Here is a 23,221-nt window from a genome sequence, read left to right as displayed (position 1 = left end):
AGCTCTTCTGCGCTGTGCTCCTCAAACAATGTCAGCACGTAACGGCCCGTGCTGGTCGTGACGAAGTAATTGGTATTGGTGATGCCTGACGCAATCCCCTGCAGATCAAGCAAATTGCCCAGGGCATATCCCTTGAGCCATTGCTGCATTTGCTCGAATGAAACGGTAGTGAATACGGACATAGAAAACTTTGGAAAGGCTGGGGATGGGGAAGAGGGCTTAAACATCCTCTTCAGGCATAAGTGTCAATAATCAGAACCGGAACAATACCCACTTTGGGATACTCATGGGCGCTGCAACATCACCTTCGCTGCGTGCCCAACCCGCATTGGCGTCATCCTTGGTCAGGTAGTAAGGCGCGCCAACCCTGGGAGTCACCTTCATCATGTAAAGCTCGCCATTGATGCGATACTCTTCTATGGTGTCCTCACCCTTCTTGGTAATGGTCACCTCAGGCTCGGGAGCTTCGCCCTCCATGCCTGCCGGCGGCGGCGGTGGTTCGGGCAGCGGTTCCAGATTGTCTGGAATCTCTGCAGCGGAGGCTATCAGCGGCAGCAGGAACGCCAACATCAGCAAACTTTTATGGATACGCATGATAACCTCGGCTTAAAATGATTAGCTTGATTCTACCAAATAGCCCCCTCGCCCAAAAGGGCGATGTTGCTTATTAACAACAAGATTTGGCTATCGCTGCCACATATATTGCCTATAGGTAGAACTGCATGATTTGCTGCTCTGCTGGCGAAGGCTCGAAGCCGCGTGTTTCATAATGCTGGAAGATGGCTTCCACCACCTCATGCGGCTTATCGATCACCTGCAGCAAATCCAGGTCGTCTGGGGAAATCATGCCTTCTTCCACCAGCGTTTCGCGTATCCATGACAACATGCCGCGCCAGAACGGCTCATGCACCAGAATCAATGGAATCCTGCGTGTCTTGGCAGTCTGGATGAGAGTAAGCGCTTCCATCAACTCATCCAGCGTACCGAAACCACCCGGCATCACCACATAGGCCGAGGCATATTTGACGAACATGACCTTGCGCATGAAGAAGTGCTGGAAGTTCTGGCTGATGTCCTGGTAAGGGTTGCCTTTTTGCTCGTGCGGCAATTCGATATTGAGGCCGATGCTGGGCGACTTGCCCTTGAAGGCACCTTTGTTGGCAGCCTCCATAATGCCGGGGCCGCCACCCGAAATAACGCTGAACCCGGCATCAGACAACAAGCGGGCAATTTCCTCGGTCAGTTTGTAATACGGATGGTCTGGCGGCGTGCGCGCACTGCCGAAGATGGAAACCGCAGGGGTGATTTCCTTCATGCGCTCGGTTGCCTCGACGAATTCTGCCATAATCTCGAACGCACGCCACGATTCACGTGCCGAGTACTTCTTGTTGGGGAGTTCGGGGTCCAGAATCTTGGGAAGTTTTTTAGCAGCTGACATAAGGTTCCACACTAGTTCAAGATGAAAACATTGTTATTAGTAGACGGCTCGTCCTATCTCTATCGCGCCTTCCATGCAATGCCAGACCTGCGTAACAAGGCTGGCGAACCCACTGGCGCCATTCAGGGCGTACTCAATATGCTGCGCCGGCTGCATAAAGACTATCCAGCCGATTATAGCGCTTGTGTGTTTGATGCCAAAGGCAAAACCTTCCGCGACGACATCTACCCCGAATACAAGGCCAACCGTGCTGCAATGCCGGATGACCTGAGACTCCAAATTGAACCATTGCACAACGCCATCCAGGCCATGGGCTGGCCACTCATTGTCGAAGATGGCGTGGAAGCCGACGACGTAATCGGCGCACTGGCAACACAGGCCGCAAGTGAAGGCATGCGCGTGATCATATCCACTGGCGACAAGGATATTGCGCAACTAGTAAACACACACATTACCGTGGTCAACACCATGCGCGATGCCTTCAGAAAAACCGACGAGGTACTCGATGAAGCAGGCGTGGAAGCCAAATTCGGCATCCCTCCCAGCCTGATGGTAGATTACCTGATCCTTATCGGTGACAGCTCGGACAATGTGCCCGGCGTTGAGAAAGTCGGCCCCAAAACTGCCGTCAAATGGCTGAAGCAATATGGCTCGCTGGAAAATATCGTGGTCAATGCTGACAAGATCACCGGCGTAGTAGGTGAAAACCTGCGCAAGGCCCTGCCCTGGCTGCCCACGGCACGGGAACTGATCACTATCCGCTGTGATGTCGGCATCCAGGAAAGTCTGAGCGATCTTGCGCCACGCCCGCAAGATAAAAGCAAACTGGTCGAACTGTTTGATCGCTTCGAATTCAAGACACTTCGCCGAGAACTCGATATGGCAACACCGGCAGCCCCAAGCGAGTCCAGTGCAACTCCTTTGTCAACCGGCGGTATGCCTGCCGACCTGTTTGCTGCATCCGGTGCTGGCACGCGCAACTTCGAGACCATATTAACTGAAGCAGCACTGCAAGGCTGGCTGGATAAAATCAGCAGCGCCTCGCTGGTATGTTTTGATAGTGAAACCACTTCACTGGATCCGCTCAACGCCAAGCTGGTCGGCATGTCATTCTCGGTCACAACTGGCGAAGCTGCTTACCTGCCACTGACACATGATTACCCCGGTGCGCCTGACCAGTTGCCGTTTGCAGCCACCCTGGCGCGTATCAAGCCTCTCCTGGAAAATCCCGACATCAAGAAAGTCGGACAAAATCTCAAGTACGACAAGCATATACTGGCCAACCATGGCGTCAGCCTGAACGGCATCGCGCACGACACCCTGCTGCAATCCTACGTGCTGGAAAGCCACCGCAGCCACGGCATGGATGACCTGGCAATGCGCCACCTAGGCATCAAGACCATCACTTATGAAGAAATTGCCGGCAAGGGCGCCAAGCAAGTGCCTTTCAGCCAGATCAGCATTGAAACCGCCTCCGAATATGCGGCAGAGGATGCCGACATTACCCTGCAACTGCACCAGGCGCTTTATCCGCAAATCGAAACCGATTCCAAGCTGGAATTCGTCTACCGCAACATCGAAATGCCATTGCTCGACATTCTTTACACGATCGAGCGCAATGGCGTGCTGATCGACCAGGCCATGCTGCAGGCGCAAAGCCATGAGCTGGGGCAAAAGCTGCTCGAGCTGGAGCAACAGGCCTACGAGCTGGCAGGCCAGCCATTCAACCTGGGCTCGCCCAAGCAGTTGCAGGAAATCCTGTTCGGCAAGTTGGGCATCAAGCCATTGAAGAAAACCCCGAGCGGCGCTCCTTCCACCGATGAAGACGTATTGCAGGAGCTAGCGCTGGATTACCCCTTGCCCAAGGTATTGCTGGAATACCGCGGCCTTGCCAAGCTGAAATCGACCTATACCGACAAGCTGCCGCGCATGATCAACCCTACCACCGGCCGCGTGCATACCAGCTACAGCCAGGCCGTCGCGATCACAGGCCGCCTGGCAAGCTCGGACCCCAACCTGCAGAACATCCCGGTACGCACTGCAGAAGGCCGGCGCATCCGCGAGGCATTCATTGCGCCACAAGGCACGCATGTCATTTCTGCGGATTATTCGCAGATCGAACTGCGCATCATGGCGCACCTGTCACAGGATGAGGGCCTGCTCTCGGCCTTTGCCAAAGGTGAAGACATTCACCGCGCCACAGCAGCCGAAATCTTCGGTGTCGGCCTGGATGAAGTCAACAGCGAGCAACGCCGTTATGCCAAGGTCATCAACTTTGGCCTGATCTACGGCATGAGCGCCTTTGGCCTCGCACAGAACCTCAACATTGAGCGCGGCGCGGCGCAAAGCTATATCGACCGCTATTTCGCCCGCTATCCCGGCGTGCGTGAATATATGCAGAACACGCGCCTGGCCGCAAAAGAACAAGGCTATGTCGAGACTTTCTTCGGGCGCAGGCTATGGGTGCCCGAGATCAACAGCCCCAACGGCATGCGCCGCGCCGGCGCTGAACGCGCCGCAATCAACGCCCCGATGCAGGGCACGGCGGCAGACCTGATCAAACTGGCGATGATTGCCGTGGATGGCTGGCTGCGGGAAGAGAAACTGCAAAGCAAGATCATCATGCAAGTGCATGATGAACTGGTGCTGGAAGTGCCGGATGCAGAGCTGGAGCGCGTGAAGCAAACCCTGCCGCAACTGATGCAGGGCGTTGCAGCACTGGATGTGCCGTTATTGGCGGAAGTCGGTGTGGGAACAAACTGGGAAGCGGCACATTAAAATGCCTGCCGATCAAGAGCGTTTGGACCTGTAGCCCTGCTCTTCAAGCTCCTTGAGATAATACTCGATATCCCATTCGCAGCCGCCGCAGCCAGTGAGCGCGCCCGTCATCTCGGCAATACCCTGGATATCCATGCCCTGCATGAACAAGGCACGGATTTTCTTGCGCCGGACGCCGCTGCAAAAACACAGGACTTCGTCGTTGGGATTGTCGTTTTTGTCACTCATTGATGTGTCAGTCGATAGAAACTACGGACTATTTTACCCATTCAACGGCAGAAACTTGCAGAACATGATCCATCTGCGGCAAATTAGCCCCTAACACAAACCATTTTCCAAGCCATGACCAACTCCAGACCTCCTCGCTTCGGCGCCGTCATCATCGGCGATGAAATCCTCTCGGGCAAACGCAAGGACGGTCATCTCGCCAAAGTGATCTCGCTGCTTGCCGCCAGGGGATTGGCATTGTCATGGGCGGAATACCTTGGAGATGACCGTCCGCAGATCGTGGCAACCTTGAAGCGCACCATGACAAGCCCTGACGTCGTCTTCTGTTTTGGCGGCATAGGTGCCACCCCGGACGACCAGACGCGCCAGGCAGCAGCAGAGGCAGCAGGCCTGCCGATTGCACGCCACCCGGGCGCTGTCGCGGAAATAGAATCACGCTTTGGTGAAGCCGCGTATCCCAAGCGCGTGCTGATGGCAGACTTTCCTCTGGATGCCGCACTCATCCCCAACCCGGTAAATCGTGTGCCGGGCTTCTCGCTGGGGCAGCACTATTTCATGCCCGGCTTTCCTGAAATGGCCTGGCCCATGACAGAATGGATACTCGATACCCACTACGCGCATTTATTCCACCAGCATGCTTTCAGCACGGCCTCTATCCTGGTGTTTGATACGGGTGAAAGCCAGTTGCTGGACCTCATGGAGGAAATCACCAGACGCTATCCCGCCATCAGGCTTTTCAGCCTGCCGCGCCTGGATGCCCGCCGCACCATCGAGCTGGGCTTGAAAGGCAATGCCGGCGATGTTGCAGAAGCGATGCAGCGCATCCAGACAGCAATCGATGCGGCAGGCAGTCCCTGGCAAGCCTGCGAGACAAAGTAGCCTCCGATGGAATGCCGTTCAAGTTGTGGCGCATGCTGCATCGCCCCATCCATCAGCAGCCCCATCCCCGGCATGCCGCACGGCAAGAAAGCCGGAGAACGCTGCATACAGCTTGACCAGCAAAACCGCTGCCTGATTTTCGGCATGGCTGAGCGTCCGCAAGTCTGCTCTTCATTGCGCCCTAGCGGGGAAATGTGCGGAAACAGCAACCAGTATGCATTCACCTGGCTCGCCCGGTTGGAACAATTGACCACGCCCTAAGACAACAAACGCTAGATTGACAGTCTATCGAGCACGCATCTCTAATAGAACAACCGTTCTATTGGAACCATGCGCAATGACCATCCCTGCCAAAGAAAGGCTGCTGAACGCAGCCAGCAAGCTGTTCTACCAGAACGGCGTACATGCCACCTCGGTGGAGGATATCCTGGATGAAGCCCTGGTCGCACGGCAAAGCCTGTACCTGCACTTTCAATCCAAGGATGGCTTGGTGGCGGAATTCCTCAAGCTCAGGGATCAACGCTGGCGAGAAAGCCTGCATGCCTTTGTTAAGGCTCATGCCGGCAACCCCAGGCAGGCGATATTGGCGCTTTTCGACTTTTTGCAGACATGGTTCAGTGAGCCTGGCTTCCATGGCTGCGCCTTCATCAACATCGCCGCGGAATTCTCCGATCCCAATCACCATTTTCGCCTGCTCGCCGGCGAACATAAGCAGCATGTGCTCCGCTACATCAAGCAACTATGCCATGCCGCCCAGTTGGCCAATCCCGAAACCCAGGCATGCCGCATCGCCTTGCTGATGGAAGGCGCGATTGCAACCGAACTTGTCACCCCTGACAGCGACGCTGCCGCCCAAGCCCGCCAGTTGGCCGCCATGCTGCTGGATACCATCACCCTGCCCTAGGAGTCTTCATCATGTCCGATTCACCCATCGCTTATGCAAAAACCGCCGGGTTCCGGCTTGGCATCTACGTGTTCAAGGATGCGGAAATCATCGATTATGCCGCTCCCCACGGCGTATTCTCAGTCGCCCGCCGCCTGGATCCGGAACTCGATGCTTTCCTCATCGCGGACAGCCTGCGCCCGGTGCAGACCCAGGCCGGGTTTACCGTGCTGCCCAACTACAGCTTTGCCGACAATCCCGCCATGGATGCCTTCCTGATCCCCGGGGGCTTCGGCACCCGGCAGGAAATCCACAACAAGCGCCTGCATGCCTATATCCGATCACTACCCGCAGCTACATTATTGACCAGCGTTTGCACCGGCTCCTGGATTTACGGCGCAATGGGCCTGCTGGACGGTGTTGCCGCCACCAGCCGCAAGGAGCCGGACCGCATCGAGCAATCCAATGCCGGCATGGTGCCCATAGACCGCCTCGCGAAAATTGCGCCGCAATGCAGAATCAGCCGCGCCCGCGTGGTGGACAGCGGCAGGATAGTCACCGGCGGCGGCATTGCCGCAGGCATGGAAGTCGGCCTGCACCTATTGCACCGGGCCGGATACGGGGAGGACTTTATCCTGGAAGTAGCCCGCATCATAGAATACCACCAGGCCTATGCCGGTTACAAAGAGGATATCGAGTACACTGGCTCGTGACGCCATGGCAAAGACAGGCTCAAGACATGTTGTAGAGGAGAACCCCGGGGCAGCCCTCGTCCAGGACATGGAAACAGGGCAAGCTGTTTAAGCATTGCGGGCAGATCAACAAGGCATAAAGCAATGAATACACATACCCTATCCATCCCCGACCAGCCGGCATTGCGGGTAGGTTGTGCGGGATGGGGCATCCCGCCACAACATGCCACATTGTTTCCGCAGGGCGGCAGCCACCTTGAACGCTATGCGCGCCTGTTCAACATGGTTGAAATCAACTCCTCCTTTTACCGCCCGCATCAGCATAAAACCTATGTGCGTTGGGCGGATACGGTGCCGGACAATTTCCGTTTCTGGATCAAAATGCCAGGCGAGATCACGCATAGGCAGCGCCTGGCCGACTGCAGCACTGCCCTGCGGCGCTTTCTCGAAGAGATTTCCGGGCTTGGCAGCAAGCTTGGCGGCATATTGATCCAGCTGCCGCCAAGCTTGCCGTTGGAAGCAGCGACTGCCCATGCTTTCTTCACATTGTTACGCCACCATTACCCAGGCGCGGCTGCCTGCGAGCCGCGACACGCCAGCTGGTTTACCATACCGGGCGAGAACCTGTTGAAAGACTTCTCCCTGGCGCGGGTTGCGGCGGATCCAGCAAGGTTCCCCATGGCAGGCGTGCCTGGAGGCTGGTCTGGCTTTTGTTACTACCGGCTGCACGGAACGCCGCAAATCTATTACTCATCCTATCCGCCAGAATACTTGGAGCAACTTTCCATCACCTTGCAGAATGCCAACAAGCCGGCATGGTGCATTTTTGACAACACGGCACGTGGCGCCGCCGCTGCCAATGCCTTCGCTGTCAAGAGCCGAACTCAACTCCTGGCAGCCCAGGAATAAGGCAGGGCTTGCCTACCACCTAATTGGTCCGAGTCAGTCCTGGCTGCCTGCGCTTGACTATGACCAAGCACATTATTGGTGCCTGTACCATGCGCATGCACCAATAATGTAAAGCCGCCCAGCCAAGCTTGCCGGAAAAACGTGTTTTGACCATTGTTGATCCTGGGGAATATTTATTGCTTGGTGGCAGTGTCTAAAATACACGATGACCGGCCGCCCAATGTCGCACACGAAATCCCTCAGCCTAAGCACGAAAATACAGTTAATGGTCATTGCCATGATCCTGGTTGGCTTCAGCCTTACCATTGCCGTATTGACCTATAAAGCAGCGACCTTGCAGCAGGAATCAGCGCTTGAATACACGCGTGCGCTCTCAAGGCAAAATGCCAACGAGGTGAAGGCCGAAATAGAAAGCGCTTTTGACACTGCACGCACGCTCGCGCAATCGCTTGAAGGCCTGCATGCCGCCGGACTGTCGAACCGCAGGCTCGCGGACAGCATTTTGAAAAGCGTGCTGGAGGGGAACCAGGCGTTCATTGGCGTCTGGACCATTTGGGAACCCAACGCATTTGATGGCAGGGACAGCGAATATATCAACCGGGCGGGTTCCGATGCCACAGGCCGTTACCTGCCTTACTGGAACCGTCCGGATGGTGTCATAGAAGTCACCCCCTTGGCCGACTACACGACACCTGGCGCTGGCGATTACTACCTGCTGGCACGCGACAGCGGCAATGAGACGCTGCTGGAACCCTATGAATATGAAATTGGCGGCAAAACAGCGCTCATCACCAGCATGGCGGTGCCGATCCGCAGCAATGGCGTTGTGGTTGGCGTCGCTGGTGTAGACATACTGCTTTCCGATTTCCAACAGAAAATCAGCCAGATCAAGCCGTTCGACACCGGCTTTGCCAGCCTGATTTCCAACCAGGGCAGCTATGTAGGCGACAGGGATGCAGACAATGTGGGCAAAGCCCTGCCCACAGGTGGAACATGGGACAAGATCAGGCTGGCAATTGAGCAAGGCCAGCCATACCAGGATAGCATCCGGGACAAACAGCTGAAAACCAACATGGTGCGCATTTACCAACCGATACAGATCGCGCAGAGCAAAACCCCTTGGTCTTTTGCCATCGCCGTGCCTGAAGACAAAATCCTCGATGGGGTCTACAGGCTGCGCAATACGGCGATCATGATAGGCCTGCTGAGCGTGATTCTGGTATCGCTGGCGCTGGGCTACCTGATCAACCGCATGGTAATCCGCCCAATTGGCGGCGAACCCGCTGACGCTGCCAACCTTGCACAGCACATTGCCAACGGCGACCTCAGCACCCGCATCGACCTGAAGCCGGGCGACCAATCCAGCATGTTACATGCAATGCAGGCCATGCAGGAGAAACTGCGCAGCATTGTCGGTGACATCCGCGCCAGCAGTGAATATGTCTCCAACGCTTCTTCCGAGATCGCGCTTGGCAACAGCGACCTTTCGGGCCGCACGGAAAACCAGGCCGCCTCGCTGGAAGAAACCGCGGCCAGCATTGAAGAGCTGACCTCCACCGTGGGACAGAATACCGAAAACGCACGCATCGCCAACTCGCTGGCGGCCACCGCATCCAGCACGGCGGAGCAAGCCAGCAACAGGGTCGCCGAGGCAGTCAACACCATGGAGGACATCAGCCATGAGTCGAAAAAAATGTCCGAGATTACCGCCGTGATTGAAGGCATCGCCTTCCAGACCAATATCCTCGCACTCAATGCCGCCGTGGAAGCGGCGCGTGCCGGCGAGCAGGGGCGCGGCTTTGCCGTGGTGGCCCAGGAAGTACGCAGCCTGGCGCAACGCAGCGCCAGCGCCGCCAAGGAGATCAAGCATTTGATTGACGATTCCGTGACCAAGATCGGCCAGGGGTCATCCCAGGTCATTGATGCCGGCAGCACCATGCAGGATGTCGTCGCCGCAGTCCAGCGCGTATCCAACATCATGAGCGAGATAGTCCATGCCTCGGAAGAGCAGAGCAGCGGCATTCAGCAGATCAATATCGCGATCACCTCCATGGATGAAGTCACCCAGCAGAATGCCGCACTGGTAGAAGAAGCCATGGCAGCGGCCCACTCGCTAGACGACCAAGCCCAGCAACTAAGCAAGGCTGTTTCCGTATTCAAACTGCCCTGATCCTACCGCCATGCAAACACCACGCAGCCATAAATCTCCCAGCCGCTTAGGTTGGGAAGTTAAAGTAAAACATTGGCTTAACTGTCCAACACAAGCGCCCAGCTTGAGGATAATCCATCAATATGTGCTTTGTTCTCCCATCATTTGCATATAAAATGGGCAGCTTTTCCATGCCATTGATACGGTTATAGCCAGGTGCAAATCGGTCCATACAAGCTGAAGAACAATCTTGTGGTCGCCCCGATGGCGGGTGTGACTGATCGCCCTTTCCGCGTCCTGTGCAAGAAGATGGGCGCAGGCTTGGCGGTAAGCGAGATGGTGACATCCAACTCCCTGCTCTACGGCAGCGCCAAGACCCTGCGCCGCGCCAACCACGAAGGCGAAGTAGATCCGATCTCGGTGCAGATTGCCGGTGCCGACCCCAAGATGATGGCGGAAGCTGCCAAGCACAATGTGGATAACGGCGCCCAGATCATTGATATCAACATGGGCTGCCCTGCCAAGAAGATCTGTAACGTGATGGCAGGTTCTGCCCTGCTCAAAGACGAGCCCCTGGTTTCACAAATTCTCAAGGCGGTGGTCAATGCCGTGAATGTGCCTGTCACCCTGAAAATCCGTACCGGCTGGGACAAGCACAACCGCAACGCCGTCGCTGTGGCCAGGATGGCGGAAGATATTGGCGTACAGGCGCTTGCCATGCATGGCCGCACCCGCGCCTGTCTCTATATGGGCGATGCGGAATACGACACCATTGCCGCCGTCAAGCAAGCCATCAAGATTCCATTGATCGCCAACGGCGACATCACCACGCCGGAAAAAGCCAAGTTCGTACTGGATTACACCAAAGCGGATGCCGTGATGATAGGCCGCGCCGCGCAAGGCCGTCCCTGGATTTTCCGCGAGACAGAACATTTCCTTGCGACTGGCGAGCACCTGCCTGCGCCCGAAGTCGAGGAAATCCACCAGGTCATGCTGGAGCATATCCATGACCTGTATGACTTCTACGGCGAACTCACCGGCATGCGCGTGGCGCGCAAGCATATCTCCTGGTATACCAAAGGCCTGGTCGGTTCCGCCAATTTCCGGCACCACATGAACCAACTGCAAACGGTGGAAGAGCAATTGCAATCCATCAGCGATTTCTTCGGCGAACTCAAGCAGCGCGACGAACGCCTGCAATATGTACCCGAGTCCGCTGTCACAACTGATGAGGTTCTGGCTGCATAATGGGTAGCCAACAGGATCTCGCAAGCTGCGTCCGCACAGCCCTCGATGAATATTTCAAGGACCTGGACGGGCAGCCTCCCCATGCTGTGTATGACATGGTGCTGCAGTGCATGGAAAAACCCCTGCTGGAGTATGTGCTGAACCGCACAGGCGGCAACCAGAGCAAGGCCGCCGATATCCTCGGCCTCAATCGCAATACCCTGCGCAAGAAACTCCAGCAACACAACCTTCAATAACCTCTTTTCTTAAAAGCTTTTCATTATGGCTGTGATCAAACGAGCGCTTATCAGTGTTTCTGATAAAACCGGCATTCTCGAATTCGCCAAAGCCCTATCCGGCTTTGGCGTTGAAATCCTTTCCACCGGCGGCACAGCAAAGCTGTTCCGCGACAATGGCGTCGCGGTCACTGAGGTCAGCGACTACACCGGCTTCCCGGAAATGCTGGATGGCCGGGTCAAGACCCTGCACCCGAAAATCCATGGCGGCCTGCTGGGCCGCCGCGACCTGCCTGAGCATGTGGCTGCGATGCAGTCTGCCGGCATTGCCAATATCGACCTCATCGTCGTCAACCTCTATCCGTTTGAGGCTACCGTGGCGCGTCCTGATGCCACGCTGGAAGACGCGATCGAGAACATCGACATCGGCGGCCCGGCCATGGTGCGTTCCGCTGCCAAGAACTGGCAGGACGTGGCGGTTCTAACCGACGCTTCCCAATACGAAGAAGTGCTGGCAGAAATGCGCAGTACTGGCGGCGCCACCAGCAAAGCCACCCGTTTTGCCCTATCCGTGGCCGCATTCAACCGCATCAGCAACTACGACGGCGCCATCAGCGACTACCTTTCCTCCTTCAATGCGGACGGCACGCGCAATGAATTCCCCGGCCAAGCCAACGGCCGCCTGGTGAAGGTGCAGGACCTGCGTTACGGCGAGAACCCGCACCAGAAGGCCGCGTTCTACCGCGACCTCTACCCTGCGCCCGGCTCCCTGGTGACTGCACAGCAATTGCAGGGCAAGGAACTCTCCTACAACAACATCGCCGATGCCGATGCGGCATGGGAATGCGTCAAGAGCTTTGACAGCACCGCCTGCGTCATCGTCAAGCATGCCAACCCCTGCGGCGTGGCGGTGGGCGCCAATCCACTCGAAGCCTACCAAAAGGCGTTCCAGACCGACCCGACCTCCGCGTTCGGCGGCATTATCGCGTTCAACCACACATTGGATGGCGCCGCGGCAGAAGCGGTTTCCAAACAGTTTGTGGAAGTGCTGATTGCTCCCGACTACACCAACGAAGCCTTGGAAGTATTCAAGGCAAAGGCCAATGTACGGGTATTGAAGATTGCATTGCCCGTAGGCGGCGATAGCGCCTGGAGCCACGGCCGCAACTCCCACGACACCAAGCGCGTCGGTTCAGGCTTGCTGATCCAGACCGCTGACAACCACGAAATCAGCGTGGATGACATCAAGGTGGTCACCAAGAAGCATCCCACGCCAGAACAACTGGAAGACCTATTGTTTGCCTGGCGTGTTGCCAAGTATGTAAAGTCCAATGCCATTGTCTTCTGCGGCAACGGCATGACGCTGGGCGTGGGCGCAGGCCAGATGAGCCGCGTCGACAGCACCAAGATCGCTGCGATCAAGGCGCAGAATGCCGGCCTGACCCTGCAAGGCTCGGTCGTGGCTTCCGATGCCTTCTTCCCGTTCCGTGACGGCGTTGACGTATTGGCCGAGGCCGGTGCCAGCTGTGTGATCCAGCCGGGTGGCAGTATTCGTGATGATGAGGTGATTGCGGCCGCGGATGAGCATGGGTTAGTGATGATATTTACCAACATCCGCCACTTCCGCCACTGATCGTCATCATCAAGGCGCCGCTGGCGGTGTTGCACCTCCTTGCCAGCAACGCCTTGCTGATGACTTACTTAAGACACAGAAATAACCTGGGGCCAGGGTTAAAATACGGGATCAAACCCAGTTGTAATTTAAAGGATAACGATGAAAATTTTGGTAATCGGCGGCGGCGGACGTGAGCACGCACTGGCATGGAAGCTCGCGCAGAGCGAGCGGATCAGCCGCGTATTTGTGGCGCCAGGCAACGCAGGTACCGCGCTAGATCCGGATATGGTCAACGTGCCTATCACCAAAGTCCCCGAATTGGTCGAGTTTGCACAGCAGGAGCAAATCGGCCTGACCGTCGTCGGCCCTGAAGCCCCGTTGTCGCAAGGCGTGGTCGATGCATTCCGTGCCGCTGGCCTGAAAATTTTCGGCCCGACCCAGGCCGCGGCACAGCTTGAAAGCTCCAAGGATTTCGCCAAGGCTTTCATGATCCGCCACGACATCCCCACCGCCGCCTATGCCACCTTCACCGATGCCGCCGCCGCGCATGATTATGTCAGGCAGCAAGGCGCGCCTATCGTCATCAAGGCCGACGGCCTGGCCGCGGGCAAGGGCGTGGTGGTTGCCACGAATGAAGATGAGGCCCACGCTGCGATTGATGCCATGCTCGCTGACAACAAGCTGGGGGCAGCCGGCGCGCGCGTCGTGATTGAAGAGTTCCTGACTGGCGAAGAAGCCAGCTTTATTGTCATGGTCGATGGCAAGAACATTTTGCCGCTTGCCACCAGCCAAGACCACAAGCGCCTGCTGGATGGGGACCAGGGCCCGAATACTGGCGGCATGGGCGCCTACTCGCCAGCCCCCGTGGTAACGCCCGACATTCATGCCAAGGTCATGCGTGAGATCATCACGCCCACCGTGGCGGGTATGGCAAAAGATGGCATTCCCTACACTGGGTTCCTGTACGCGGGCCTCATGATCAGCGAGGATGGCAGCGTCAAGACACTGGAATTCAACTGCCGCATGGGCGACCCGGAAACCCAGCCCATTATGCTGCGCCTCAAGAGCGACCTGGTGAACCTGGTGGAACATGCCGTGAACGGTACGCTGAATGAAGCCCAGACGGATTGGGATCGCCGTAGCGCACTCGGCGTGGTGCTTGCATCGGCCAACTATCCGGATACCCCGCGGCTGGGTGATGAAATTACCGGCCTGCCCAAGGAGCTCGAGGATGCCCATGTCTTCCATGCAGGCAGCACCATCAAGGATGGCAAGGTCGTCACTAGCGGCGGTCGCGTGCTTTGCGTTGCCGCACTAGGTGAAACCGTCAAGTTCGCACAATCGCAAGCCTACAAGATTGCCGATGGCATCAAGTTTGATGGCATGCAGTTCCGTACCGACATCGGCTATCGCGCCGTCAAGTCTTGATCAAGAACAAGGGCCTGTTGATACTGATTTCGCAAGATGCGTTGTGACATGAACATATGGAATGCAAGGCGCGAGGTGCGGCGAAGGGCGACCCCCTTCGCAAGCCTTGCAACGCCGCAAGCCATGTGTTCATGTCACAACCCGCAGGGGTGGCTGGCTTTGGGCTCATTCACTACCCATCCCCATCGTTTGCTCGTGCGTCAAGCACCTTCCATATCCCACCAGATTAACCGCACTGGTGAAATCGGTATCAACAGGCCCTAACATGCAAGCACGCGCACTACAGCATTTCCTGCGTAGCGGCGGTGTCATTGCCTACCCTACCGAGTCTTGCTTTGGGCTCGGTTGCGACCCCACCCACCCCCTTGCCATCAAGCGCCTGTTGCGTATCAAAGGTAGGCCCCAGCGCAAGGGCCTGATTGTCATTGCGAGCCAATTCTCGCAATTGAAGAATCTGATACTGCCAGTGTCGCCAGAACAAAAACAGCGCATGTTCGAGCGCTGGCCTGGCCCGCATACCTGGCTGGCACCCGCAGCGAAACGCTGCCCCGCATTACTGCGTGGCAAGCACAGTTCATTGGCAGTGCGCGTCACCGCCAACCCATTTGCGGCAGATCTTTGCCGCAAGGCTGGTATGGCGCTGGTTTCCACCAGTGCCAACCACAATGGCCGTGTTCCGGCCAAAACCACTCGCGAATGCTACCGCCTATTCGGCAACCGTGTCAGGGTATTGCCCGGCAGGACTGGCGGCGCGGGCAAACCTTCGACCATACAGGATCTCATCACAGGCAAGATAGTGCGCCCGTGATGCATTGAGACCCGGTGATACCTGGAGAGCTTCATGAACCCAAATGCAATCTTCGACTACCTTCAAGGCCTGCAAAACCGCATCGTGGAAGCGGTCGAGCTGGTGGATGGCAAGCGCTTCCTGCATGATAGCTGGCAGCGAGCGGAAGGCGGCGGCGGGACATCCTGCATGCTGGAAGAAGGCAATGTGTTCGAGCGTGCCGGGATCGGCTTTTCCCACGTCATTGGCAACAAGCTGCCACCGTCCGCCAGCATCGCCCATCCCGAGGCCGCGGGGCGTAGCTGGCAGGCCATGGGCGTATCACTTGTGTTTCATCCGCGCAACCCGTATGTGCCCACCGTGCATATGAACGTGCGTTTCTTTGTTGCCGAAAAGGCTGGCGAAGCACCGATCTGGTGGTTTGGCGGCGGCATGGATCTGACACCGTATTACGGCTTTGAAGAGGATGCCGTGCATTTCCACCGCACCTGCCGCGATGCACTCAACCCGTTCGGCGAGCAGTATTACCCCAAGTTCAAGCAGGAATGCGACGATTACTTCTACCTCAAGCACCGCAAGGAAGCACGCGGCATCGGCGGCATATTCTTTGATGACTTCAGCGAGCTGGGATTCGAGCAGAGTTTCGCATTCCAGCGTAGCGTTGGCGATGCCTTCCTCAATGCCTACCTGCCCATTGTGCAGCGCCGCAAGGACACCCCATTCGGCGAGCGTGAGCGCGACTTCCAGGCTTATCGTCGTGGCCGCTACGTCGAGTTCAACCTGATCTACGACCGCGGCACCATTTTCGGGCTGCAATCCAATGGCCGTACCGAGTCCATCCTGCTGTCGATGCCACCTATCGTCAAATGGCGCTACGACTGGAAGCCGGAAACCGGCTCGGCCGAAGCCAAGCTCTATAGCGACTTTATCACCGGTCGCGACTGGCTCACAGAAAACAAGCCGGCGAAATAAGCGCATCCCTGCCCAGGTCCGGGAAATTTAGAACCTGGGCATAATTCGTGCATACTAGAAAAACAATAAAGGGAGCCCATATGTTTGCACAGCTATTCCGCACCAAACCGGTTGAGATAGGCCGCCACAGCGGCCTGAAAAAATGCCTTTCCGCATTTGACCTCGCCCTGCTCGGAATAGGCTGTGCCATAGGCACCGGGATTTTCGTGCTCACCGGCATCGCGGCAGCGCTGTACTCAGGCCCGGCCGTGGTAATCTCCTTCATTATTGCCGGCCTGGCGGCAGCCTTTGCCGGCTTTGCCTATGCCGAGCTTGCTTCCTCGGTCGGCGGTTCAGGCAGCGCCTATGGCTACACCTATGTCGCCTTCGGCGAATTCTTTGCCTGGGTCATCGCCTGGATACTGCTGCTCGAATACGGTGTCGGCGCCGCCGCGGTTGCCAACGGCTGGTCTGGCTACTTCATCAACACACTCGCCAACTTCAACATCGTGATTCCTGAAGCCTGGACCAAGGCACCAAGCCAGGGCGGTATCATCAACCTGCCCGCCTTCGGCATCATCTGGCTGCTGGTGTTAGTCCTGATAAGCGGCGTCAAGCAAAGCTCCACCGTCAACAACATCATGGTCGCCATCAAGCTCAGCACCATCGCCATTTTTCTCGCCATTGCCATCGGCCATGTCAATACCGAAAACTGGCAGCCCTTCATGCCCTATGGCTGGTTCTCAACCCAGGCCGATGGCAACAATATCGGTATTCTCGCCGGCGCCTCGCTGGTGTTTTTTGCCTATTTCGGCTTTGATGCCGTATCCACTGCCGCCGATGAAGCGCGCAACCCGCAACGCGACCTGCCGATCGGCCTGATCGTCGCAGTAAGCTTCTGCACTTTGGTCTATATCCTGGTATCCGGCGTGCTCACCGGCGTAGTGCACTATACCGACCTCAATGTCTCATCCCCGGTCGCCTATGCCTTAAGCCAGCTGGGCTATTCCTGGTCTTCCACCCTAGTCGCTACCGGGATACTCGCCGGCCTTATCACCGTGCTCCTGGTATTGCTTTACGGCCTCACCCGCATCCTGTACGCCATGAGCCGCGACGGCCTGATCCCCGCCATCTTTTCCGAGGTAAACCCGGAACGCCACACCCCGACACGCCTGATCCTGCTTTGCGGCAGCATCATTTCCGTCGTCGCAGGCTTTTTCCCGCTTGGCACACTGGCAGAAACCGTCAACATCGGTACCCTCGCCAGCTTCGTCATGGTCTGCTTCGGCGTGATCGCATTGCGCATCCGCCAGCCCAATCTGCACCGGCCATTCAAAAACCCATGGGGCCCTGTGATTCCAGTATTAGGCATCCTGTCATGCGGTGCACTCATGACCTTCCTGCCCGATGAAACCTGGCACCGTTTCCTGGTCTGGGTAGGCATTGGCATTGTGGTGTACTTTGCTTATTCCATGCATCACAGCAAACTCAGGCAACGAAAGAGCTAACCCGGCCAAACATGAACTCAAGGGCGAGCGCAGAAAAGCCAAGGGCTGGAGTTTCTTCCCGTCTGGCTGCGCCGAGTAGCACAGCTTTTAATGGAAAAAGGACTGGCAGCTGTCTGAGCGCAGCGAGTTCAGCCAGACCCCATTAAAAGCGAGCAACGCAGGTTGCCCGGAGCTTTGCTCTGGGACGCAGACAATCGGGGTCGCCTTTTCTTTGGTATCTTTCTTTTGGCAAAGCAAAAGAAAGATACTCGCTGGCAAGCGAAAGGCAACCGTTCAATTGTTTGCAATGAGGGACAAGATCATTGCCCTTAACACTTAAAAATTTCTGGTCTTAATTCAATACTGCTATTTACGAGAGGATGGGTTTCGCCCCGCCGGGCGAGTCCATTTCTTTTGTCTCGCCAAAAGAAACAGGACCAAAGAAAAGGCGACCCAACTGCCCGCGACATCCCCTGCGCTGCTCGGCGCGGTCACATGGGAGCGAAGGTCAAACCCGGACTTGGCATCGCTGCGCTCGCCCTTGATTTCGCAAAAAAAGAGCCAGCCCACAAGGGACTGGCTAGAAGGGACTACTAAAATGGAGATGAGCCCTGTCTGGCGACAGGGGTACTGCTTAACGATGGTTTATACGGTTTTGCATTCAAGCGTAGAACAAGGCGGGCCGCCGCAGGCAGTGCTTGCGCACGGCAAGTGCGGCCCAACGCCGTTATACGTTTGAAGGTGAAACCGTATTAGAGGCTGAATACGTTGAGTGCACCACCACCAGGTGCCGCATTCCACTCCTTCAACTCCTTGTAACCACCTGCTGCGCCCAGACCTTCGTTGTCGTTGGTCAGGCCCAGGTTCATTGCCACACCTGCCCAGCCACCAATGCCGGAGAGGATTGCGACGTATTGCTTGCCCTTGTGGCCATAGGTAATCGGGTTGCCGACGACACCAGAGCCCACGCGGAATTTCCAAAGTTCCTTGCCGCTCTTGGCGTCAACAGCCTTGAACCAGCGATCCAGCGTGCCATAGAAGACAACGTCGGATGCGGTTGCCAAAGCGCCGCTCCATACCGAGAACTTCTCTTTCTTGTACCAAGCTTGCTTGCCCTTCAGGCCATCCCAGGCCATAAAGCCACCCATCACGCCATCAGGACCAGGGTACATGCTCAGTGTGGCGCCAACCCAAGGTTGACCGGCCACATACTTCACTTCGACTGGCTCGTAATCCATGCAAACATGGTTGAGCGGAACATAGAACAGCTTGGTCTTGGGTGAGTAAGCAGCAGGCTGCTGATCCTTCACGCCCAAGGCGGCAGGACAAATACCTGTGACGTTCACATCCTCATGGGTAGAGAACTTGGGATCCTTGACTGGAATACCAGTCGTCAGGTCGATACCAGTGGCCCAGTTAACGAAGGGATGCATCTTCTCGGCAACCAGCAGCTTGCCGGTTTGACGGTCCAAGGTGTAGCCAAAGCCGTTGCGGTCGAAATGAGTCGCCAGCTTCTTGCCGTCGGCATCCCAGAGAATGGTTTCGTTCACTGCATCAAAGTCCCATTCATCATGCGGCGTCAGCTGATAGCCCCATTTGGCAAACCCAGTGTCCAGATCACGTGCAAAAATGGTCATGGACCACTTATTGTCACCAGGACGTACGTCCGGGTTCCAGACGGATGGGTTACCAGTGGAGTAGTACACCAGGTTCAGGCCGGAATCATAGGAGAACCAGCCCCAAGTAGCGCCGCCGCCCTGCTCCCAACCGTTCTTGGTCGCTTGTGGCTTGAGCCATGTCTTAACACCCAGGTCTTTTTCAGGGAACTTCAGCTTTTCCTTGGGTAATGGCTTGAAGGAGCCGCCTTCCTTGTTGCCGCCATTGACGTCTTCATATACTGACAGAGCGCTGTAGTGCGGGTTGTCCTTGTTGAAGTTGTCGCCGATCAACACTTCGCTGTCAGGACCGGTGCTGTAAGCACGCCATGCCTGCGAACCATCCTTGATATTGTAGGCAGTCAGGTAACAGCGCACGCCGTATTCGCCACCGGAGCAACCAGTGATGACTTTATCCTTGAATACATGAGGGGCGTTGGTCGTGGTTGCGCCTTGCTTCACATCGACAACGCTCACTTCCCAGACCTTGGCGCCTGTCTTGGCATCCAGTGCAACCAGCTGGCCATCATTCTGCTGCAGGAAAATCTTGCCGTCGCCATAAGCAAGACCACGCGTCACGTTATCGCAGCACAACAGCGCCTGCACGGAAGGATCCTGCTTAGGGAAGTACGACCACTTGATCTTTTCCTCATTATTAAGATCAAGCGCGTAGACATTGTTAGGAAAGGCTGTCGTGAAATACATGATATCGCCGATGACCAGCGGGGCACCTTCGTGACCGCGGTTCACGCCTGTGGCAAAAGTCCAGCTTGCCTTCAGATTCTTGACGTTGGACGCGGTGATTTGCGACAGCTTGCTGTAACCAGTGCTGGCGTAATCCTTACGCGGTGCCACCCACTGGTTATCGTCCTGAATCAGCTTTTCCAGCTCATCTGCTGCAAAAGCAGGAATGGATGTCAGGCCAATCAGGCTGGCACCCAGTGCTATTTTCAAACTCTTGGCTTTCAAGGGATATTCTCCATAGTGTGATTGTTGTTTTATCTGCCGTATGACGTTCTCCACCGTCAATACGGCACCATGACCAATGAACCTCTGGTCACCAACTTGCAGGCCCTATTCAGCAAGCTGCATGCCAGCCGGCACAACAATCGGGAATAATTCCCAAAAACCAAACAAAAATAATATGTTGCCATACCGTTTCATCCCTAAATGTCGCTCAAGGCAGGCGATGAGAGGTTGTAACAAAATTGCACAAGTGCTACATTTGGGAACAGTTCCCAAAATTATCCATGAAGTTACTCATGCATCACCCCATGACAAAATCCCTGCAACAAATCGGACATGCAAGGCGACAGTTTCTTGCACAAGGCGATATGCAGGAGGGCGTGGTCAACAAAACAATTGCACAATCCTGGCGACGCAGCCTGAAGAATGGCATCAGCGCCTCCCAGCCATTAAGTACGGCGATACTGAATAGTGCTGAGCTGGATAAAAAGCGCAGCAAGAATCGTTTGCTGCTTACCCAGGCAAAACCCGAGATCACTACGCTGTATGAACAAATCGCCCACTCCCATAGCGTGGTAGCACTCACCGATGCAGAAGGCACCATCCTGCACAGCCAGGGCCAGCACCTGCTGACTGACCTTGCCCCCAGTGAGCTGCTAAGCCCCGGTTATTCATGGTGCGAACAACAGCGCGGCACCAATGCCATCGGTACCGCGATTGTGGAAAAACAGGCCGTGGCAGTGCAAGGCGCCGAGCATTTTGTTGAGCAACTACACAGCTTTAGCTGCTATGCAGTCCCCATTTTTGGTCCCAATCAGCAACTGCTTGGCACACTCAATGTATCCAATGCCTTCTCCACTCAACAGCCGCACACGCTGGCGTTGGTGAAAATGGCAGCCCAGCTCATAGAAAACCGCATATTCAGGGCCTGCCACCAGGGGCCGGTACGGCTGCATTTCCATACCCACTCCGACTTCGTCAATACCCAGTGGGAAGGCATCGCAGTATTTTCGCGACAAGGCGAGCTGCTGGCCATCAACAGGCATGGACTCAGCCTGCTGGATTTGCAGGACATTCCTGGCGACTTCCAATCCATCTTCGCGGAGTCATTTACCGGCATTTGCAATCAATCCCAGCAAAATGTCGTATTAAACCTACGCCAGATCAATGGTGAACCGCTCCATGCCGTACTTGAGATTGAAGCAGATCCGTCTGCGAATGACAGGATTGCCGCGATACGCACCTCCTCCGCACCTACCGGCCTCTTGGTCGAAATGACCAGCGATGACCCGCGTATCGCCGAGGTATTAAGCCAGGCCAGACTGGTCATGAACCAGGATATTCCTATCCTGATCCAGGGTGAGACCGGCGTCGGCAAGGAATTGCTAGCAAGCGCCATTCACCGGAGCAGCGCCCGCGCTCATGGCCCGCTGGTTGCAGTCAACTGTGCCGCATTGCCCGAAGGATTGATTGAAGCCGAACTGTTTGGTTATGAGGAAGGCGCTTTCACTGGTGCACGCCAGAAAGGCAGCCAGGGCAAGATGGAACAAGCGCATGGCGGCACTTTGTTCCTGGATGAAATTGGCGATATGCCGTTGTTGTTGCAAGCCCGTTTGTTGCGCGTATTGCAGGAGCGCAGCGTTACCCCGCTGGGCGGCAGCAAGGCCAGAAAGCTGGATTTTGCCGTCATCAGCGCCACTAACCAGAAACTACAGGAAAAAGTAGCCTCGGGCGCATTCCGCAAGGATCTCTATTATCGCCTGAACGGTATCAGCCTGACATTGCCGCCATTGCGAGAACGTCAAGACTTGAACGCCCTCGTAAATCACATCATGGCCGCGGAAGGCGCCAGCGAGATCGAGATTCATGAAGAGGTGCTGGCACTGTTCCGCCAACACCCCTGGCCGGGCAACATCCGCCAATTGCACAATGTGCTGAAAACCATGCTGGCGCTAGCTGCAGGCAAGCCACTGGGCCGCCAGCACCTGCCACCAGGCTTTATGGAAGAACTGGGTAGCATCACCACGGAACAAGCCGCTACGGCAGCCCTGTCCGCAGGCTCTATCGACGATATTACCAATGAGGCAGTCAGGCTGGCATTGCAACATCATGAAGGCAATATCTCTGCCGCAGCACGCGAGCTAGGCATGAGCCGCAACCGTTTCTACCGCAAGCTCAAGGCGCTCGGCCTGGCATAAGAGCCTGTGCAGCCTTGTTTCATCGGGTACGTTGCCCACCATGGTAGTCGAAGCAAGGCGCCCACCACAGTCGGGCTTACTGCCCGGCGAGGATGGGCAACGCAGCAGCGGCTGCCATGGTGGGATAACCCGAAGGGCATGGACTCAAAACGCGCCCGCTCCGCGTCGCAGTCACAAGGCGTAAGCAATAAGCATCACCTGAGGCCTGCGCCTTGACCGGACGCGTTTTTAAACCATGCGTACCCCATGAAACGAGGCTGCACAGGCTCTAAGACAAGAAAAAACCAGCCGATCAGCGACTGGTTTTTCAAGATTAAACCACAGTGTTTACAAGGTCAGTATCCACTGCACAATGAGCTTGATGTCTTCATCCTTTACCTGTGGGCTGTTGGGCCGCATGGGAACCGGCCCCCAAACTCCGCTCGTGCCGTTCTTGACCCGGCCAATCAGCTTGGCTTCCGCCCCCTGCTCGCCCCGGTACTTCGCGGCAATATCCTGCAACGCGGGGCCAATGACCTTTTGCTTGATCGTGTGGCAAGCCAGGCAGCCATTCTTCTGGGCAAGCGCTTCTGCCGCTTTTGCATCCAGCGCTACCGCCTGCCCTGCCATGAACAAACAACTTGTGGCCACCAATATGCGTATGATTGTCTTCATTCCATCTCCTTGGGAGGCCGTCCTGCTTCACCTGAATGCATTACAACGGTTCAGGCCATAG

21 protein-coding genes are annotated in these 23,221 nt (G+C 56.3%); 15 read left to right on the top strand and 6 right to left on the bottom strand.

Translation table 11 applies throughout. The annotated features are described in order from the left end of the window. The 3 genes from LG198_RS10330 to LG198_RS10320 all read right to left on the bottom strand — a co-directional run. Nucleotides 1–182 (bottom strand): phosphotransferase (locus LG198_RS10330; protein WP_328485394.1); only part of this gene is annotated, 182 nt, incomplete at its 3' end. A 70-nt stretch (nt 183–252) separates the two neighbouring features. Then, nucleotides 253–594, bottom strand: coding sequence for a DUF2782 domain-containing protein (locus LG198_RS10325; RefSeq protein WP_230343105.1), 342 nt, complete (start codon nt 592–594; stop codon nt 253–255). 112 nt (nt 595–706) lie between these two features. Then, entirely contained in the window at nt 707–1,438 is a 732-nt protein-coding gene (locus LG198_RS10320; protein ID WP_230343104.1) for an LOG family protein, read from the bottom strand. A gap of 21 nt (nt 1,439–1,459) precedes the next feature. Here LG198_RS10320 and polA point away from each other — a divergent pair, with 21 nt between their 5' ends. Beyond that, nucleotides 1,460–4,216 (top strand): DNA polymerase I, encoded by a 2,757-nt coding sequence (gene polA, locus LG198_RS10315; RefSeq protein WP_230343103.1) that lies wholly within the window; start codon nt 1,460–1,462, stop codon nt 4,214–4,216. Between the two features lie 12 nt (nt 4,217–4,228). On the opposite strand, the gene LG198_RS10310 is transcribed toward polA, so the two are convergent. After that, on the bottom strand, nt 4,229–4,444 hold the full coding sequence (locus tag LG198_RS10310) for a (2Fe-2S)-binding protein (RefSeq protein WP_230343102.1): 216 nt from the start codon (nt 4,442–4,444) through the stop codon (nt 4,229–4,231). Between the two features lie 114 nt (nt 4,445–4,558). Between LG198_RS10310 and LG198_RS10305 the strand changes: the two genes are divergently transcribed. The 13 genes from LG198_RS10305 (at nt 4,559) to LG198_RS10240 (ending at nt 17,708) form a co-directional block, all read left to right on the top strand. Then, nucleotides 4,559–5,323, top strand: coding sequence for a competence/damage-inducible protein A (locus LG198_RS10305; protein WP_230343101.1), 765 nt, complete (start codon nt 4,559–4,561; stop codon nt 5,321–5,323). Nucleotides 5,324–5,329: 6 nt separating this feature from the next. After that, nucleotides 5,330–5,584, top strand: a complete 255-nt coding sequence (locus tag LG198_RS10300) for a YkgJ family cysteine cluster protein (protein ID WP_230343100.1) — start codon at nt 5,330–5,332, stop codon at nt 5,582–5,584. A 76-nt stretch (nt 5,585–5,660) separates the two neighbouring features. Further along, nucleotides 5,661–6,227, top strand: coding sequence for a TetR/AcrR family transcriptional regulator (locus LG198_RS10295; protein ID WP_230343099.1), 567 nt, complete (start codon nt 5,661–5,663; stop codon nt 6,225–6,227). 11 nt (nt 6,228–6,238) lie between these two features. Continuing rightward, complete coding sequence (locus LG198_RS10290) at nt 6,239–6,919, top strand: DJ-1/PfpI family protein (RefSeq protein WP_230343098.1); 681 nt, start codon at nt 6,239–6,241, stop codon at nt 6,917–6,919. A gap of 123 nt (nt 6,920–7,042) precedes the next feature. Next, the gene (locus LG198_RS10285) at nt 7,043–7,807 is read left to right on the top strand and encodes a DUF72 domain-containing protein (protein ID WP_230343097.1); all 765 of its coding nucleotides are present in this window, start codon (nt 7,043–7,045) and stop codon (nt 7,805–7,807) included. A gap of 265 nt (nt 7,808–8,072) precedes the next feature. Beyond that, entirely contained in the window at nt 8,073–9,977 is a 1,905-nt protein-coding gene (locus LG198_RS14390; RefSeq protein WP_328485387.1) for a methyl-accepting chemotaxis protein, read from the top strand. Between the two features lie 195 nt (nt 9,978–10,172). Further along, nucleotides 10,173–11,204, top strand: coding sequence for a tRNA dihydrouridine synthase DusB (gene dusB / locus LG198_RS10270; protein ID WP_230343096.1), 1,032 nt, complete (start codon nt 10,173–10,175; stop codon nt 11,202–11,204). Beyond that, on the top strand, nt 11,204–11,440 hold the full coding sequence (locus LG198_RS10265; protein WP_230343095.1) for a Fis family transcriptional regulator: 237 nt from the start codon (nt 11,204–11,206) through the stop codon (nt 11,438–11,440). The genes dusB and LG198_RS10265 overlap by 1 nt, the downstream gene beginning before the upstream one ends. Nucleotides 11,441–11,465: 25 nt before the next feature. After that, nucleotides 11,466–13,052 (top strand): bifunctional phosphoribosylaminoimidazolecarboxamide formyltransferase/IMP cyclohydrolase, encoded by a 1,587-nt coding sequence (gene purH, locus LG198_RS10260; protein WP_230343094.1) that lies wholly within the window; start codon nt 11,466–11,468, stop codon nt 13,050–13,052. A gap of 141 nt (nt 13,053–13,193) precedes the next feature. Next, a complete protein-coding gene (purD, locus tag LG198_RS10255) occupies nt 13,194–14,462 on the top strand; it encodes a phosphoribosylamine--glycine ligase (RefSeq protein WP_230343093.1) in 1,269 nt (422 codons plus the stop codon). Nucleotides 14,463–14,727: 265 nt separating this feature from the next. Beyond that, entirely contained in the window at nt 14,728–15,270 is a 543-nt protein-coding gene (locus tag LG198_RS10250; RefSeq protein WP_230343092.1) for an L-threonylcarbamoyladenylate synthase, read from the top strand. Between the two features lie 33 nt (nt 15,271–15,303). Next, complete coding sequence (gene hemF / locus LG198_RS10245; protein ID WP_230343091.1) at nt 15,304–16,221, top strand: oxygen-dependent coproporphyrinogen oxidase; 918 nt, start codon at nt 15,304–15,306, stop codon at nt 16,219–16,221. Nucleotides 16,222–16,301: 80 nt separating this feature from the next. Further along, on the top strand, nt 16,302–17,708 hold the full coding sequence (locus LG198_RS10240; protein ID WP_230343090.1) for an APC family permease: 1,407 nt from the start codon (nt 16,302–16,304) through the stop codon (nt 17,706–17,708). A gap of 731 nt (nt 17,709–18,439) precedes the next feature. Here the strand turns inward: LG198_RS10240 and LG198_RS10235 are convergent. Further along, entirely contained in the window at nt 18,440–20,311 is a 1,872-nt protein-coding gene (locus LG198_RS10235; protein ID WP_230343089.1) for a methanol/ethanol family PQQ-dependent dehydrogenase, read from the bottom strand. Nucleotides 20,312–20,616: 305 nt separating this feature from the next. Here LG198_RS10235 and LG198_RS10230 point away from each other — a divergent pair, with 305 nt between their 5' ends. Continuing rightward, the gene (locus LG198_RS10230) at nt 20,617–22,506 is read left to right on the top strand and encodes a sigma-54-dependent Fis family transcriptional regulator (protein ID WP_230343088.1); all 1,890 of its coding nucleotides are present in this window, start codon (nt 20,617–20,619) and stop codon (nt 22,504–22,506) included. Nucleotides 22,507–22,833: 327 nt separating this feature from the next. On the opposite strand, the gene LG198_RS10225 is transcribed toward LG198_RS10230, so the two are convergent. Further along, the gene (locus LG198_RS10225) at nt 22,834–23,160 is read right to left on the bottom strand and encodes a c-type cytochrome (RefSeq protein ID WP_230343087.1); all 327 of its coding nucleotides are present in this window, start codon (nt 23,158–23,160) and stop codon (nt 22,834–22,836) included. Nucleotides 23,161–23,221: the final 61 nt, after the last annotated feature.

Origin of the sequence: Methylobacillus arboreus (genome assembly GCF_020532725.1) — a bacterium.
Lineage (GTDB): Bacteria > Pseudomonadota > Gammaproteobacteria > Burkholderiales > Methylophilaceae > Methylobacillus > Methylobacillus arboreus.
The sequence above is the reverse complement of the archived record's forward strand: the minus strand, read 5'-3'. Positions and strand labels throughout refer to the sequence as shown.